9 protein-coding genes are annotated in these 14,581 nt (G+C 52.3%); 6 read left to right on the top strand and 3 right to left on the bottom strand.

Going from position 1 to position 14,581, the window contains the following annotated elements:
- Positions 1–257: 257 nt before the first annotated feature.
- From CRP01_RS35280 to CRP01_RS35270, 3 genes are all read left to right on the top strand, one after another.
- Positions 258–3,380, top strand: a complete 3,123-nt coding sequence (locus tag CRP01_RS35280; protein ID WP_099154802.1) for a tetratricopeptide repeat protein — start codon at positions 258–260, stop codon at positions 3,378–3,380.
- Positions 3,381–3,482: 102 nt separating this feature from the next.
- Positions 3,483–5,138, top strand: coding sequence for a hypothetical protein (locus CRP01_RS35275; protein WP_099154801.1), 1,656 nt, complete (start codon positions 3,483–3,485; stop codon positions 5,136–5,138).
- Positions 5,139–5,525: 387 nt separating this feature from the next.
- Positions 5,526–5,786: a DNA-binding protein gene (locus CRP01_RS35270; protein WP_099154800.1), complete on the top strand. Its 261-nt coding sequence runs from the start codon at positions 5,526–5,528 to the stop codon at positions 5,784–5,786.
- 63 nt (positions 5,787–5,849) lie between these two features.
- On the opposite strand, the gene CRP01_RS35265 is transcribed toward CRP01_RS35270, so the two are convergent.
- Positions 5,850–6,572, bottom strand: a complete 723-nt coding sequence (locus CRP01_RS35265) for a tRNA1(Val) (adenine(37)-N6)-methyltransferase (protein ID WP_099154799.1) — start codon at positions 6,570–6,572, stop codon at positions 5,850–5,852.
- Between the two features lie 16 nt (positions 6,573–6,588).
- Complete coding sequence (locus CRP01_RS35260; RefSeq protein ID WP_099154798.1) at positions 6,589–7,458, bottom strand: AraC family transcriptional regulator; 870 nt, start codon at positions 7,456–7,458, stop codon at positions 6,589–6,591.
- Between the two features lie 471 nt (positions 7,459–7,929).
- Between CRP01_RS35260 and CRP01_RS35250 the strand changes: the two genes are divergently transcribed.
- From CRP01_RS35250 to CRP01_RS35240, 3 genes are all read left to right on the top strand, one after another.
- On the top strand, positions 7,930–11,418 hold the full coding sequence (locus CRP01_RS35250) for a PVC-type heme-binding CxxCH protein (RefSeq protein ID WP_099154796.1): 3,489 nt from the start codon (positions 7,930–7,932) through the stop codon (positions 11,416–11,418).
- Positions 11,419–11,601: 183 nt separating this feature from the next.
- Entirely contained in the window at positions 11,602–12,459 is an 858-nt protein-coding gene (locus CRP01_RS35245; RefSeq protein WP_099154795.1) for a sugar phosphate isomerase/epimerase family protein, read from the top strand.
- A gap of 114 nt (positions 12,460–12,573) precedes the next feature.
- Complete coding sequence (locus CRP01_RS35240; protein ID WP_099154794.1) at positions 12,574–13,701, top strand: Gfo/Idh/MocA family protein; 1,128 nt, start codon at positions 12,574–12,576, stop codon at positions 13,699–13,701.
- Positions 13,702–13,840: 139 nt separating this feature from the next.
- Here CRP01_RS35240 and CRP01_RS35235 read toward each other — a convergent pair whose 3' ends face one another.
- Positions 13,841–14,359: a GNAT family N-acetyltransferase gene (locus CRP01_RS35235; RefSeq protein WP_099154793.1), complete on the bottom strand. Its 519-nt coding sequence runs from the start codon at positions 14,357–14,359 to the stop codon at positions 13,841–13,843.
- Positions 14,360–14,581: the final 222 nt, after the last annotated feature.

Here is a 14,581-nt window from a genome sequence, read left to right as displayed (position 1 = left end):
AACTTTGTTAATTTTTCTTAAATTGCCCGCAATAACACAATCATCGTAATGGTTCTAAGTGTTAAAGAGATAAATTCGCCCGCTTGCTAAGCCTAGTGGACCCGGATTAACTACTCCTATTACAAATAGGCTATCCATTCCGGCAACTGGCAGTTTTCGTCGACCCGCAATTGACCAGGTGAACACCACCCTACTCACGACTGATCACTGACCATCACTGCCCGGACCCGGCTGGACAGTCCAACAACCAGATACTCATGAGAACAAGACAGTTGCTGTCACTATTCGCAGCCCTTCTATGTAACTTCAGTTTGATAGCGCAATCGACTACCGTTTACACGGAGGCGAACGAGGCGTTCAAGCGGGGAGAAGTCTTTATGGAGCAGGGGCTATTCGAACAGGCCCAAACCGAATTCCAGAAAACGATCGATAAACTAAGACCGGTCAACGAAGCACGGGCGGAACTACTAATGACCAAGGCGGAATTCAACTACGCCAAAGCCGCCGTGCAATCCGACGCGCCCGACGGAGAAAAACTTATTCTGGACTTCATCCGGAAATACCGGCCGGACCCCATTGCCAACGACGCCCTGATCGAGATTGCCAACTACTACTACAATGCCGGCAAATACGAACAGGCGGTCGACTACTTTTCCCAGGTACCCACGCTGGGGATGACCAAGGAACAGAAGTCGGAAGTGCGCTTCCGCATGGGGTATGCCTTTTTTGTACAAAAGGAATTTGAAAAGGCCAAGGCTAACTTCAATCAGGTCAAAGATTTTGAGAACGAGTACTACTACCCCACCAACTACTACCTGGGGCTTTGCTTTTTTTACGAGGGCAATTACGACGAGGCCATCCGGCAGTTCCGCATCGTGGAAAAATCAAGGAAGTACCGTTCCTACATTCCCTACTATCTGGCTCAGATCTATTTTGCCGAGCGCCGGTTCAGCGAGTTGATCTCGTACGCGGAACCGCGACTGTCCGACTCCCGCCTGCGCAATGCCAAAGAGATCCAGCAACTGATCGGCCAGTCTTATTTCGAGACCGGCAACTACGAGCGGGCCCTGCCCTATCTGCAGTACTACGCCGATCGCAGTGGCAAACTGCGGGAAGAGGAATGGTTCCAGCTGGGATTTGCCCTCTATCAGACGGGAGACTTTGAAGGCGCTGCGCGTGCTTTTTCCGAGCTCGCCACGGTCGATTCCAAGATGGGGCAATCCGCCAATTACTATATGGCTATCTGCTATCTGCAGCTCGGAGACCGCCGTTCGGCCCGGGCCGCATTCGGTAACGTCAAGCGGATGAACTACGACCCCGAACTGCAGGAAGAGGCCAACTGGAACTACGCCAAACTTTCCTACGAACTGAAGGATCCGCGGGAAGCGGTGACCGCTCTGCAGGACTTCACCCCGGCTTCGCGTTACTACCTCGAAGCCCAGTCCCTCATGAGTGAGATCCTGCTGACCTACCGCGATTATAAACTGGCCCTGGACATTCTGGAAAGAATGCAAAATAAAACCCCGCAGGTACAGGAAAGCTACCAGAAGGTCGCCTACCTGCGCGGGCTGCAACTGATGCAGGAAGGCCAGTACGAAGAAGCCAAACTGCACTTTCAGAAATCTCAGCAATACCCGGTTGATCTGCGCACCAAAGCGCTGGCCATCTACTGGATGGGCGATATCGCTCACCGCGAAGGAGATTATCCCTCCAGTATTCGGGATATGAACCAGTTCCTGACCGTAGCCAAAACGATGAATAACCTGCCGGATGAGGCGTCGATCTTCACCGGAAACTACATCCAGGGCTACAACTATCTCAAACAGGAGAACTATACCGCCGCGCTGGGCTTTTTCGAAGAGACGGTCAACGGCATCCGGCGCAACCAGAGCTTTATCGGGAACCCCGATGTCAAGACCCAGTTGCTGGGCGACGCTACCCTCCGTTCCGGTGACGCCTACTTCAAACGCAACCAGTACGCCCAGGCCCTGCGCTATTACGACGAAGCGATCAACCGCCGCTACGCCGGTTTTGTTTACGCCATCTACCAGAAGGCGATCATCGAAGGGCTGCAGGGAAGAAATACCGAAAAGATCCTGGCGCTGGAGCGTATCCCGCAGGAGTTTTCCAATTCCGAATACGCGGATGACGCGCTGCTGCAACTGGGGATCACCTACCAGGAGATCGGCCAGTTGAGTAAGGCAGCCGCTCCGCTGCAGAGACTCGTAACGGAGTACCGCAATACCTCGCCGCTGATCAACCAGGCCCTGCTGCAACTCGGTCTGATCAGTTACAACCAGGGCAACCTGGAAACCGCCATCAATTACTACAAGCAGATCTTCAGCAATAATCCGGAACCGGGTGAAGCCAATCTGGCGCTGGCCGCGCTGGAAGAGATCTATATCGATGACCTCGGCCGGGCGGATGACTATTTCTCTTTCCTCGAAACAGTACCCGGCTACAAGGTGGACAATATGGCTAAGGACTCCATCAACTTCCTGGCCGCCGAATCGCAATTTGAAAATGCGAACTACCAGCGGGCCATTCAGGGCTACACGGAGTACCTGCGCAAATTCCCCAACGGCCGGTATACCCTTACCGCTACTTACCACCGCGGGGAGTCTTACAGTGTGTTGAAGCAGTATTCCGAAGCGCTGCGCGATTACGAATTCGTAGCGGCCCGCGGCCCCAGCCGTTTCTACGTGAAAGCGCTGGAAAAAGCCGCCATTATCGCCTACAACCACGAACTGAATTTTGATAAGTCCTACCAGCTGTACCAACAACTGGAACTGGCCGCACAAGACCCCGATACGCGCTTTGAAGCGCAGTTGGGTGCACTGCGATCGGCCTACCGCACCAATAACACCCAGGCGGTGTACACCCTGGCCGGTAAAGTGGCCAATAGTCCGAATGCCTCCCAACAGCAAAAGGCTACCGCCAATTTCTATCTGGGTAAGATCGCTTTTGATCGCCGCGATTACGACGGGGCGCTAAACTCGCTCAACTCCGTGGTACGTAACAGCGACAACGAGCAAACCGCCGAAGCCCGCTACCTCATCGCCTACATCTACTATCTGAAGCGCGATCTGGCCCGGGCTCGCGAACTGACCCTGAACGCCAACAAGGAAAGTTCGGCGTATCCGTACTGGGTAGCAAAGAGTGTGATCCTGCTCTCCGATATCCTGGCCGAACAGGGTGACCTGTACAACGCCCGGGCGGCGCTGGAAGCGCTCCTGGAGAACTACCGCGAAGATCAGGAACTGATCACGATCGCTCAGACGAAACTCAACCAGATCAACCAACAACTGAACAACTCCAGCAGGCTGCAGGCACCGAGTGACCCGAACCGGCTGGAAATGTTGGAAGAAGGCGGAAACTAAGGTGGCGTAGAGCCCGGAGTAGGGCGCTTAAAGTTCCCTGCTGCGGGCCGCTCCCCTTTTGCACTTTGCCTATTTAATAAACAGCTAACCACAAATCTCAAGATGAATATCAATTCAATATACCGGCCACTAGCCCTTTTGATCTTTGCACTCGGTGCACTGCAAACGGCCCAGGCCCAGGACTTACCCGGTGGTGAGGTAGATGTTATCAAAAGTTTTGATGCCCGTCTGCTGGAAACCGATAAGATCAACATCCGTCCCGAATTACCCCCACTGGATACCATTACCCGCCTGCAGACTTATTCGGCGCTCAATAAAACCCTGGAGGTGGAATACCTGCCGCCCAAGATCCGCCCGCTGGCGATGAGCCGCGACGGTCTGCCCGAATCCTACAACGGTTTTCTGAAAGCCGGCGTCGGTCTGCCCAATGCATTTTACGGGGAGGGTTCCTACTATGTGACTTCCGTCAAAAATCTGGACCTGGGACTCTACGCCCGGCATTTTGCCGCCAACAACAGCAAGAAAGTAGAGAACCAGCGCTTTAGCGAGACCAACGGCGGCATCGACGGTACCTATTACTTTGATCAGGGTTTTGCGGTCAACGGTAAACTCAAATACAATCGCGATGCCCTTTATTTTTACGGCTATAATGAGCTGAACGAGCAGCTCGATACCAGTCGGACACCGATCAGTTTCGAAGCCGAAGAGATCAAGCAGCGGTTCAATATCATTGATGCCAGCGCCTCTATTTTTAACGGGGAGCGTACGGAAGCGGATTTCAACTATTTTGCCGGCGTAGAGACCTATCTGATGCGTGACAACTATGCCTCCCGGGAAAACGGGCTGAAGCTGACGCTGAACGCTATGAAGTGGTTCAATAATTCGGATCCGCTGCAGTTGAAACTGATCACTGATTTCACCAGCTTCAAAAATTCCGAAAAGCAGACCCTGAATAACTTCTATCTGCAACCAAGCTATACGTACCACGCCGATCGTTTCAAGGTAAAAGTAGGAGCCAATATCGTTTCGCACGAAGACAACTTTTCTTTCTTTCCCGATATCGAAGCCAGTGTCAATATCATCGAAGGTCTGATCGGAGCTTACATCGGGGCCGGTGGTGATCTTCAGAAGAACACCTTCCGCAGTCTGAGTGATTACAACCCCTTTATCGAATCGAAGGTCCAACTGGAAAATACGCGCTATTACCACTTCTACGGCGGGATAAAAGGGAACTTCAAAGGCGTGGACTACAACGCTCAGCTGGGTTACAAGACCGCCGAGGACCTCGCGCTGTTTGTACTAAGTGACCCGATGGATTCCATCGTTCGTTTCAATCCGGTGTACGACTCGGTCGACGTATTCCTGTTCAAGGCATCATTGTCCGCTCCGATCTTCAAAGGTTTCGAGCTGATCGGTTCCATCAGTCAGAGTATCTTTTCGCCCCAGCGGGAAGAAAAAGCCTGGCATCTGCCCACGCTTTCCGTCAACGCAACGGCCCGGTACACCACGCCGGATCAAAACCTGCGGTTTACGGGCGAATTCTTCCTGGAGAACGGTGTGCCTTTCCTGAACCGGGAAGGCATGGCCGACAACCTCAACGCGCTGTTCGATGTGAGCGTCGGGGCGGAATATTACTTTACCAAAAATATCGGAGGTTTCGTCCAGATCAACAACCTGGCCAATAACCGGCGACAGCGCTGGCAGGATTATCCTACCTTCGGTCTGAACGCCCTCGTCGGTGTTTCTGCGAGGTTCTAGCGGGTATCCGCCCTCTTGCTTAAGCAGTACAAAGCCTGCCCGGTATATCGGGCGGGCTTTGTGTTTATAGACCCCGTTCCTACTCCTCATTTCTGCCGCCGGTAGTCATCCAAACAGCAAGTTTTTTGTAAAATTTTCAACGGTCGTCCGGCTCGCGCCCAGAGGTGTTTCCCTTCTCCCAATTTAGCCCCATCACAGTTGGCAAAAGCAGTAATATTCACACATTAATTTCACCCTAACACGGTTTACCCAAATTTATAGTTGTCAATGATCTTTATCATCGAAATTTTATTCACTTTTTTAGGTTTAATTTTTGATTAAACCGGGAAAGCGTGTAAATTAGTAGGGCTATCACTTAAGGCTATTTCTTAACCAAATAGAGTGCTTATGAATATTACTTTCAATGAGCTACGGAACATCAAACACCGCCTCCCGACCGGCAGCGTCGGTCGAATCGCCAAAGAGCTAAACATTACCGAGCAAACCGTAAGAAATTATTTCGGTGCCAACAAATTCAACGAGGGTGATCTTACCGGAAAGCATTATCAATCCGGACCCAACGGTGGCATCGTAAACCTACAGGACACCACCATTTTAGATCTGGCATTAAAAATTCTCAGAGAACACAACGCAACCGTGGTTAGTTGACGATTAAAAACGGGAAGTTATTCAACATAACTTCCCGTTTTTCATTTTCGCTTTTCCCAACAATCAGAGATAGAAGTCTTCGGTCAGCGCCCGGTAAGCTGCGGTGCGCTCCTGGTCTTCGTTTGCCTGAAGAACGAGCTGTTCGACGAGTCGGTCCTGTTTTGTCCGGCCGAACTCCAGCAGCAGGCGTTCAACGGGTCTATCGGCCCGTGACTGCACTTCAGTCATCCGGAAACAGTACAACTGGTAGGTCGCCGCCAGCTCGCAGAATCGCAGACCTTCGATGTAGGGCAGGATCACCGCAAAGTGACCCCGTTCGTTCAGCAATTTCCGCACCGCCGACAGGAGGTCCTGATGCGGCAGTTTAACGGTATGCCGTACGGAGTTGCGATCCTGGTTGTAGGAAAGGTTGCCCCCGGTAAAGAAGGGAGGATTACTAACGATGAGATCGTAACGGGTAGTCGTTGCCTGGGCGAAATCCTGGATGGAAGTATGAAAAGCCTCCAGTCGCTCGCTCCAGGGAGATCGGGCCATGTTGGTGCCGGCCTGTTCAAAAGAAGGCTGATCGATCTCTACCCCGTCTATCCGGGCCGTTTCATTGCGTTGGGCCAGCATGATCGCGATCAGGCCGGACCCCATCCCGATATCCAGTATGTGCCGGGCTTCATTAACTTCCGCCCAGGCCCCCAGCAACACGCCATCGGTCCCTACTTTCATACTGCAGCGATCCTGCTCAACGGCAAACTGCCGGAAGCGAAAAGGTTCGTCTTTTGTTTTCGTTTCCATGCCGCAAAACTAAGGATTATAGTTGTAAATAAGCCTGTTTATATTCGGTAGGGCTCAGGCCGTGAATAGACTTAAATTGCCGGTTGAAATTGGACAGCGTGTAAAACCCGCTTTTAAAGCAGGCCTCGGCAACGCTCATCTCCTTTTCGATCAACAGCTTGCTGGCGTGCCCGATCCGGATCTCACTGAGAAACTGGGAAAAGGTCTTGTTGGTATGCGATTTGAAATAGCGACTGAATGAAGACGGGGTCATATAGGCCAGCGCCGCCACTTCTTCGAGTTTGATCCGCTGCTGAAAATGCGCCATGATGTGATCGTGTACGCGATTCATCCGGTCGGTATCCGAGCGCTTCAGGGTGTTGCTGTATCCGTCGCTGGACAGCAGATCATATTCCGTAGACTGGGAAAGCAAATGCAGGATCTCCATTAACTTGATCACCGATTCAAAATCCTGTAATCCCAGTATGCCGTTCATCATCTGCCGGATCCGCCGGGAGGTTTCTCCGAGGATCTTCAGCCCTTTGGTCGCTTTGGTCATTAATTGCCGGAGACTGAAAGCTTCGTTTTTTTCCAGCAGCGCGCTACCCAAAAAATTATCGTGAAAATAAATGACGACCCCGCGCGCCCGGAGATTGCTGTTGCCGACGAAATACTCCTGATCACTCCGCCAGAGGTGCGGCAGGTTGGGACCGGTAAAGACCAGATCTCCCGGCCGGAATCGTTCAATACTGTCCCCCACAAAACGGGTTCCCGTCCCTTCGAGCACGACGAACAACTGGTACTCCGGATGAAAATGCCAGTTGGGATCAAAATAGGGATCATCCAGCCGACGGGCGATGAATGCCTGGGTTGCGGGAATGGGGGATTTCTGTAGTGCTGTTTTCATAAACTGTTCGTTCGCTAAAATACCGCCGAAATGATGGCGCGTGTCCTCCGCAGCGGGTCCGATTGGAAAAGCAATCTCTTCCGGTGTTTACCCCCTGATTGCCGCAGGGCTGTTCAGTTCTATAAAAACGCAATGCGAATTTTTCAATTACAATGTCAAGCACAATAGCAATAGCAAGCAAAAGGCAGCTTTCTGCTCCGATTTTGACCTTTTCGCCAGATTTTGACTTATTGAAATTGCTATTGCCATTTTTTATAATCAATAATTTGGGAACTGAACAGCCCTACCCTGATTGCCGGGCATTCAGGTTTTTACCTCAGGAAGAAGGTGTATTTCACTAACCACAAATTTACCATCATATCCCTGTAAAAATAGAAATAAATGACAAAATACAGTCAGTGATAGGTAAAATTCAGTCAGTAGATTAAAAATATAATTCTGAACTTTGCTGTTAGTACAAAACAAAAAACCATGCAACAAACCTCCCTTCCAATAATTCTATTCATTCTGATCTTACTGGTTGGATGTCAGAGCAAAACGACCGTTTCGGACGATACTGCTCCCCGAAAGATAGAGATATTGTTTCTGGGGCACGATCAGCAGCATCACAACAGTGCGGCCTATGCGCCCATTCTGGCGTCTGCCCTGGCCAAAGACGCCATCAACATCAACTACACCGATGATACGGACGTACTGGCGGATGAAGAGGAACTCGCCAAATACGACGGGATCATCCTCTACGCCAATCACGACGAGATCAGTCCGGAACAGGAAGAAGGCCTGTTCAACTTCATAGAGAGCGGCAAGGGATTCATTCCCCTGCACTGTGCCAGTTACTGCTTCCGCAATTCGGAAGAATTCGTGGAACTGGTCGGCGCTCAGTTTAAAGAACACGGCACGGGTGTGTTCACCACCACGATCGTCAATGCCGAGCATCCGATCACGATGGAACTGGACACCTTCTCCACCTGGGATGAAACCTACGTACACGACAAGCACAACGATGACCGCGAGTTGCTGATGGTGCGCGAGGAAAACGGCGAAAGCGAGCCGTGGACCTGGACGCGTACACACGGTGACGGCCGGGTATTCTACACCGCCTACGGACACGACGAACGGACCTGGAACAATCCCGGTTTCCAGAAGCTGGTTAAAGAGGGTATTCTCTGGGCCGTCGGCGACCGGGTCAAAGGTCTCTGGGAAACCTACCATCAAGATATGCCGACGCTGGAATACCAGGCCGGAGCGGGTCCGATCCCGAATTACGAAAAACGGGATCCCGCCCCCCAACTTCAGGCACCGCTATCACCGGAAGCTTCCGCGAAACTGACCCAGGTACCTCCCGGGTTCAGTCTGGAACTCTTCGCCGCTGAACCGGATGTGATCAATCCCATTTCCATGACCTGGGATGAAAAAGGCCGGCTGTGGGTGATCGAAACGGTAGATTATCCGAACACGGTGCGGGAAGATCGCACGGTGGGTGACGACCGGATCAAGATCTGTGAAGATACCGACGGAGACGGCAAGGCGGATAAATTCACCATTTTTGCCGATCAGCTGAATATAGCGACCAGCCTCGTGTTCGTCAACGGTGGCGTACTCGTTGCCCAGGCGCCCTACTTCATCTTCCTCAAGGATGATAACGGGGACGATAAAGCCGATACCCGCGAGATCGTAATGGAAGGCTGGGGCACCTTTGATACACACGCCGGGCCGTCCAATCTGTTGTACGGTTTCGATAATAAGATCTGGGGGGTTGTCGGGTACTCCGGTTACGAAGGCACGGTCGGTGACAAGACTTTCCAATTCCGCCAGAGTATCTACCGCATTTCCCGGGATTTTGACGATATGGAAAAACTGACCAATACCAGTAACAATACCTGGGGACTTGGTTTTACGGAAGATAACGATGTATTCGCCTCCACGGCCAACAATACCCACAGCGTTTACCTCAACGTAGCGGACAGCTATCTGGATGAGGTGAAAGGTATACCGGCCGGCGGCAGTATGAAGATTGACGGACACTACGCCATGCACCCGATTACGATGAACTACCGCCAGGTAGACGTTTTCGGCGGGTTCACTGCAGCGGCCGGGCATCATTTTTATACGGCTCGCAATTATCCGGAAAAATTCTGGAATAAGATCGCTTTTGTCTGTGAGCCTACCGGTGGCCTCGTACATTCCGCGGTGATCGAAAGAGACGGTGCCGGTTTTGCAGAAAAAGACGGCTGGAACCTGTTCGCCAGCGCCGACGAATGGTCCTCTCCGGTGGAAGCCAAGGTGGGTCCCGACGGACAGGTCTGGGTAGCCGACTGGTACAATTTCATCGTTCAGCACAACCCCACTCCTACCCCGGAACGCGGTGGCTTTGAAGGAGAGAACGGCGACGGTAATGCCCACGTCAATCCGCTGCGCGACAAATCCCACGGCCGGATCTGGCGGGTGGTCTATAAAGGCAATCCTGCGGGAGAAATCGAGTCTGTAGATAAGAACAGCGGGGATGAACTGCTCACGGCTCTTCAATCTGACAATCAGTTCTGGCGCATGACGGCCCAGCGCCTGCTGGTGGAAAGAGGCAAAGAAGATGTTGTACCGGAACTGCTTTCGATCATCAAATCCAATAAGAACAAATCGGGGCTGCACGCCCTGTGGATCCTCGACGGTCTGGAGATCATCGATCGGGATAACGTTAAAGAAGCGGTAGTCGCCGCGCTGCAAAACAGCGATCCGGCCGTGCGCCGGGCTGCGATCCAGATCCTGGATAAAAACGATCTCCTGAAAATGGATCAACTGGATGCCGAACTGGCTAATGAAAGTGATCCCGGTGTGCAATCCGCCATTATGCTGGCCCTGAGCAAGCAGGATGCTAACGGATCCGTAGGGAAATCACTGTATAAGGTCAGCCAGCGGGATGCGGTCGCCAAAGATCCCTATCTCTCGCAAGCGGTTTACGTGGCTGCCGGCAAACACCAGGCCGGATTCATTTCCGCCTTTTTGGAAGACCATCCGAATTACGGTGAAAATGACGACGAACCGGCCAACCTGGAAGTGACTGATCTGGACGATTCCTCCTGGAAAGAAATGAAATTGCCGCAGTTCATCGAGCAGGCCGGCGTAGAGATCGACGGTGAAGTGTGGTTCCGGACCAAACTGGAACTTACGGCCGAAGAAGCGGGCCGCGGTATCACTCTGCTGCTGGGAGCAATTGATGATTCCGATGAGACCTGGGTGAACGGTACCCGGGTGGGCGCTACGGAAGGTGACTGGCGCAAGGAAAGGGAATATAAGGTATCCTCCAGCCTGCTCCAGGCCGGCGCTAATACCATTGCCATCCGCCTGGAAGATGAACGCGGCGGTGGCGGTTTCCGCGCCGATAAGGAAAATTTTGTCTATCAGTCCGGCGACGAAAAGAAAGCACTTCCGGAAACCTGGAAATACAAAGTTACCAAGATCACCCGCACCTCCGGCCGGAACCTGTTCGGAGAGTCCAGTCTGGCGGAAGTCCTGGTTAAATCTTACTGGGACAACTTCGATCCGGATGCCGTTGCGGCTACCATGACCGGTGACGCCCGTAAGATCGAACTCGGCGTGATCAAAAACGAAATGAAGTACGACACCAAAGAAATTACCGTCAAAGCCGGCGAAATGATCGAGATCGTGTTCAAGAACGACGACTTTATGCAGCACAACCTCATCATCGGTCAGGCGGGTACGCTGGAAGTTATCGGTGCAGCGGCGGACAAACTGGCGGCAGACCCTAAAGGTTCGGAACAGAATTATGTCCCGCAGATCCCGCAGGTCCTGCACAATACCCGTTTGGTCAACCCGAACGAAACGGTAACCCTTACCTTCAAAGCTCCCGATAAACCCGGGGACTATCCTTTTGTCTGTACGTTCCCCGGCCACTGGCGGATTATGAACGGCGTGATGAAAGTGGTGGCGGGTGATGCTATTTGATGGGGAGTGAGGAGGTGTCAGGAGTGAGGGGTCAGGAGTCAGGTGTCAGGTGTCAGGGGGCAGGAGTCAGAATAAGCTACACCCCTGACACCTCGCCCCTCTCTCCTCACACCTGACACCTCCCACACCTGACACCTCGCCCCTGACACCTGCCCCCTCATACCCAAAATCTAAAATAAAACAATGAACGATTCGCTTTCTTTTGCCGTAAGCACCTGGCTTTGGACTTCTCCTTTTACCAATGACACCATTGGGTTGTTTCCGAAGATCAAAAGTATGGGTTACGATGCGGTAGAGATCCCGGTGGAAGATCCGGGACTTATTGACAACAAATTGATCAAACAGGCGCTGGCGGACCACGGCCTCCGTGGAATTGTCTGCGGGGCGTTCGGCCCGAGCCGCGATCTGACGAATGAAGATCCCGGTGTACACCAACAGTGCTTTGACTATATCCAGGAGTGCTTTGAACTGTGTAACGAACTGGGGGCAAAGTTTCTCGCCGGCCCAATGTATTCGGCTGTGGGAAAAGCCCGCATGGTATCTCCCGAACAACGCAAGCAAGAGTGGGACCTCGCCGTGAACAACCTTTACAAAGTCTGTGAAATTGCCGCTTCCCGGGAACTTTCCGTTGCCCTGGAGCCGCTTAACCGTTTTGAATCGGATATGGTCAATACTGCCGAGGATGTAGCCCGGCTGGTGCGGGACATCAACCATCCGGCCGCCAAGATCCTGCTGGACAGTTTCCATATGACAATCGAAGAGCGGGATATCGAGCAGGCCTTCCTGACCGCCGGTGATAAACTGATCCATGTACAGGTATCCGAAAACTACCGGGGCACACCCGGTACGGGGCTTACGCCCTGGGGAGCGCTCAAAAGCGGGCTCGAAAAGATCAACTACCGGGGTACTATTTCCATTGAAAGTTTTACGCCGGAGATCAAGGAGTTGGCGGGTGCCGTCTGCATCTGGAAAAACCTGGCGGACAATCAGGACGATTTTGCTTCGGATGGCCTCCAATTTTTAAAACAACTTTTTAACTAAAATTGACCGGGTAAAGCGAAACGCCCGGAGCCGGCCTTTTCCCACCGGGGGAACAACACGCTTCCGGCTCGTTTTTGCGGTTTCCTTTATCACATAAAAACCAATAACCTACCTATGAGTGAAAAGAAATTTAACATAGCGATTATCGGACTCGGTTTTGGTGCGGAATTCATTCCCATTTACCAGCGACATCCGAATGCCAATATGTACGCGATCTGCCAGCGCACCACTTCGGCCCTGAATGAGGTCGGTGATCAATATGGGATTGAAAAAAGATATACTTCCTACGATGAATTACTGAAAGATCCGAATGTGGATGCGGTACACATCAACACTCCCATTCCCAATCACGGAGAACAATCCATCAAGGCGCTGAAGGCCGGCAAACACGTCGCCTGTACCGTTCCGATGGCCACTTCCGTAGAGGAATGCGAAGAGATCGTGAAGCTGACCCAGGAGACCGGCCTGACCTACATGATGATGGAGACCGTGGTGTACGCCCGGGAGTTCCTGTTCATGAAAGAGCTGTACGAATCCGGTGAACTGGGTAAGGTCCAGTTCCTGAAAGCCAGTCACCAGCAGGATATGGACGGTTGGCCCAATTACTGGCCGGGACTGCCGCCCATGCACTACGCCACGCACTGTGTGGGCCCCGTACTGGGTCTGACGCGGGCGGAAGCCGAATATGTTTCCTGCTTCGGTTCGGGAACCATCCGCGAAGAGCTGCACCATCACTACAATTCCCCGTTCGCCGTAGAAACGACCCACATTAAATTCAAGGATTCAGATCTAAGTGCACACATCTACCGTTCACTCTTCGATGTGGCCCGCCAGTACCGGGAAAGCTTTGAAGTGTACGGTTCCAAAAAAGCGGTGGAATGGCCGTTGGTGGAAGGCAATCCGCTGGTGGTGCATACCGCCAAACGTCCGGAACCCGATATTCCCCAGCGGGTAGAGTGCCCGGATTACGCGCACCTGTTGCCGGAAGAGATCCAGCCGTTCACGACCGGTGGGGTTTACGATTCGGATGACAATCAGCACCTCTCCTTTACGCAGGGAGCCGGTCACGGAGGCTCACACCCGCATCTGGTGCACGAATTTCTGGATGCCCTGGTGACGGGACGTTCTCCTTATCCGAATGCTGTGCAGTCCGCCAATATTACCTGTGTGGGTATTCTGGCGCACGAATCGGCCCTGAAGGGCGGTGAGATCATCAAATTACCGGATTTCACTTTGGCCTGATCATCAAACTAACCGCCAGAGTTGTCGGATGCCTGATGGTGAGAAAGACCCCTCCGGATCAGTCGATCCGGGTCTTTACCTTATATCGCTAATCAGTGCTCGCTCCTCTGGCGGTCCTATTTGCGCCGTACGGCAATATTCATTTACTGTGTTTGCGGAGCAATGGCTTGTACATGACCACCGCATTGCCGTCTTCCCGAACAGTACGAAAGCCGAGTTTTCGATACAGTTGCATGGCCCGGTTCCTTTTATCCACACTCAGGGAAACGGCGGGTACGCCCCATTTTTGCAATTCACTCATCAGCTTCGTGAGTAAGGCCGTTCCAATACCCCGGCCCCGATAGGCTGGCAGCAGGGCAATACCGATCTCCGGTGCATCTTCTTCTACAAAACCATACCCGGCATCCGATGCGGGAAAAAAACGGCTCCAGACTGCTCCAACGGGCCGATGGTCCATTTCTGCCACCCAGCCCAGGTCCTTTTTTCCGCCCCAATCCAGGTAATATCGAGCCAGATGTGGCTGGTCGATAATGGATCGGGGAAAAGGTGCTTCAGCCGGAGCCACGAAAAGGGAGGTATAAAACATCTCCCTGAAGAACGGAAGGTCCTCCGGAAGTAAAGGTCTGATCTGCAGTTCCGTGGTATTATCCATACTCATGAAGTCCCATACGAGTTATACATGACGCGAAGTAGTTTGGGATTTATGAAGAAACATTTATGGTTAATGACCTTTATCCAAAAGGGGCTAGATTTTCACCGCCAAGGTGCTGTGTAAAAAACCAAGAGTTCTTTGAAAAAAAAATATTAGTTTAAAGCTACCAAAGGAGGTTACTCTAGTAGTAATCATCCCGTGTAGGCAGGACTAGTTTCCTGCCTACTT

Source organism: Flavilitoribacter nigricans DSM 23189 = NBRC 102662 (assembly GCF_002646595.1).
Taxonomy (GTDB): domain Bacteria; phylum Bacteroidota; class Bacteroidia; order Chitinophagales; family Saprospiraceae; genus Flavilitoribacter; species Flavilitoribacter nigricans.
The sequence above is the reverse complement of the archived record's forward strand: the minus strand, read 5'-3'. Positions and strand labels throughout refer to the sequence as shown.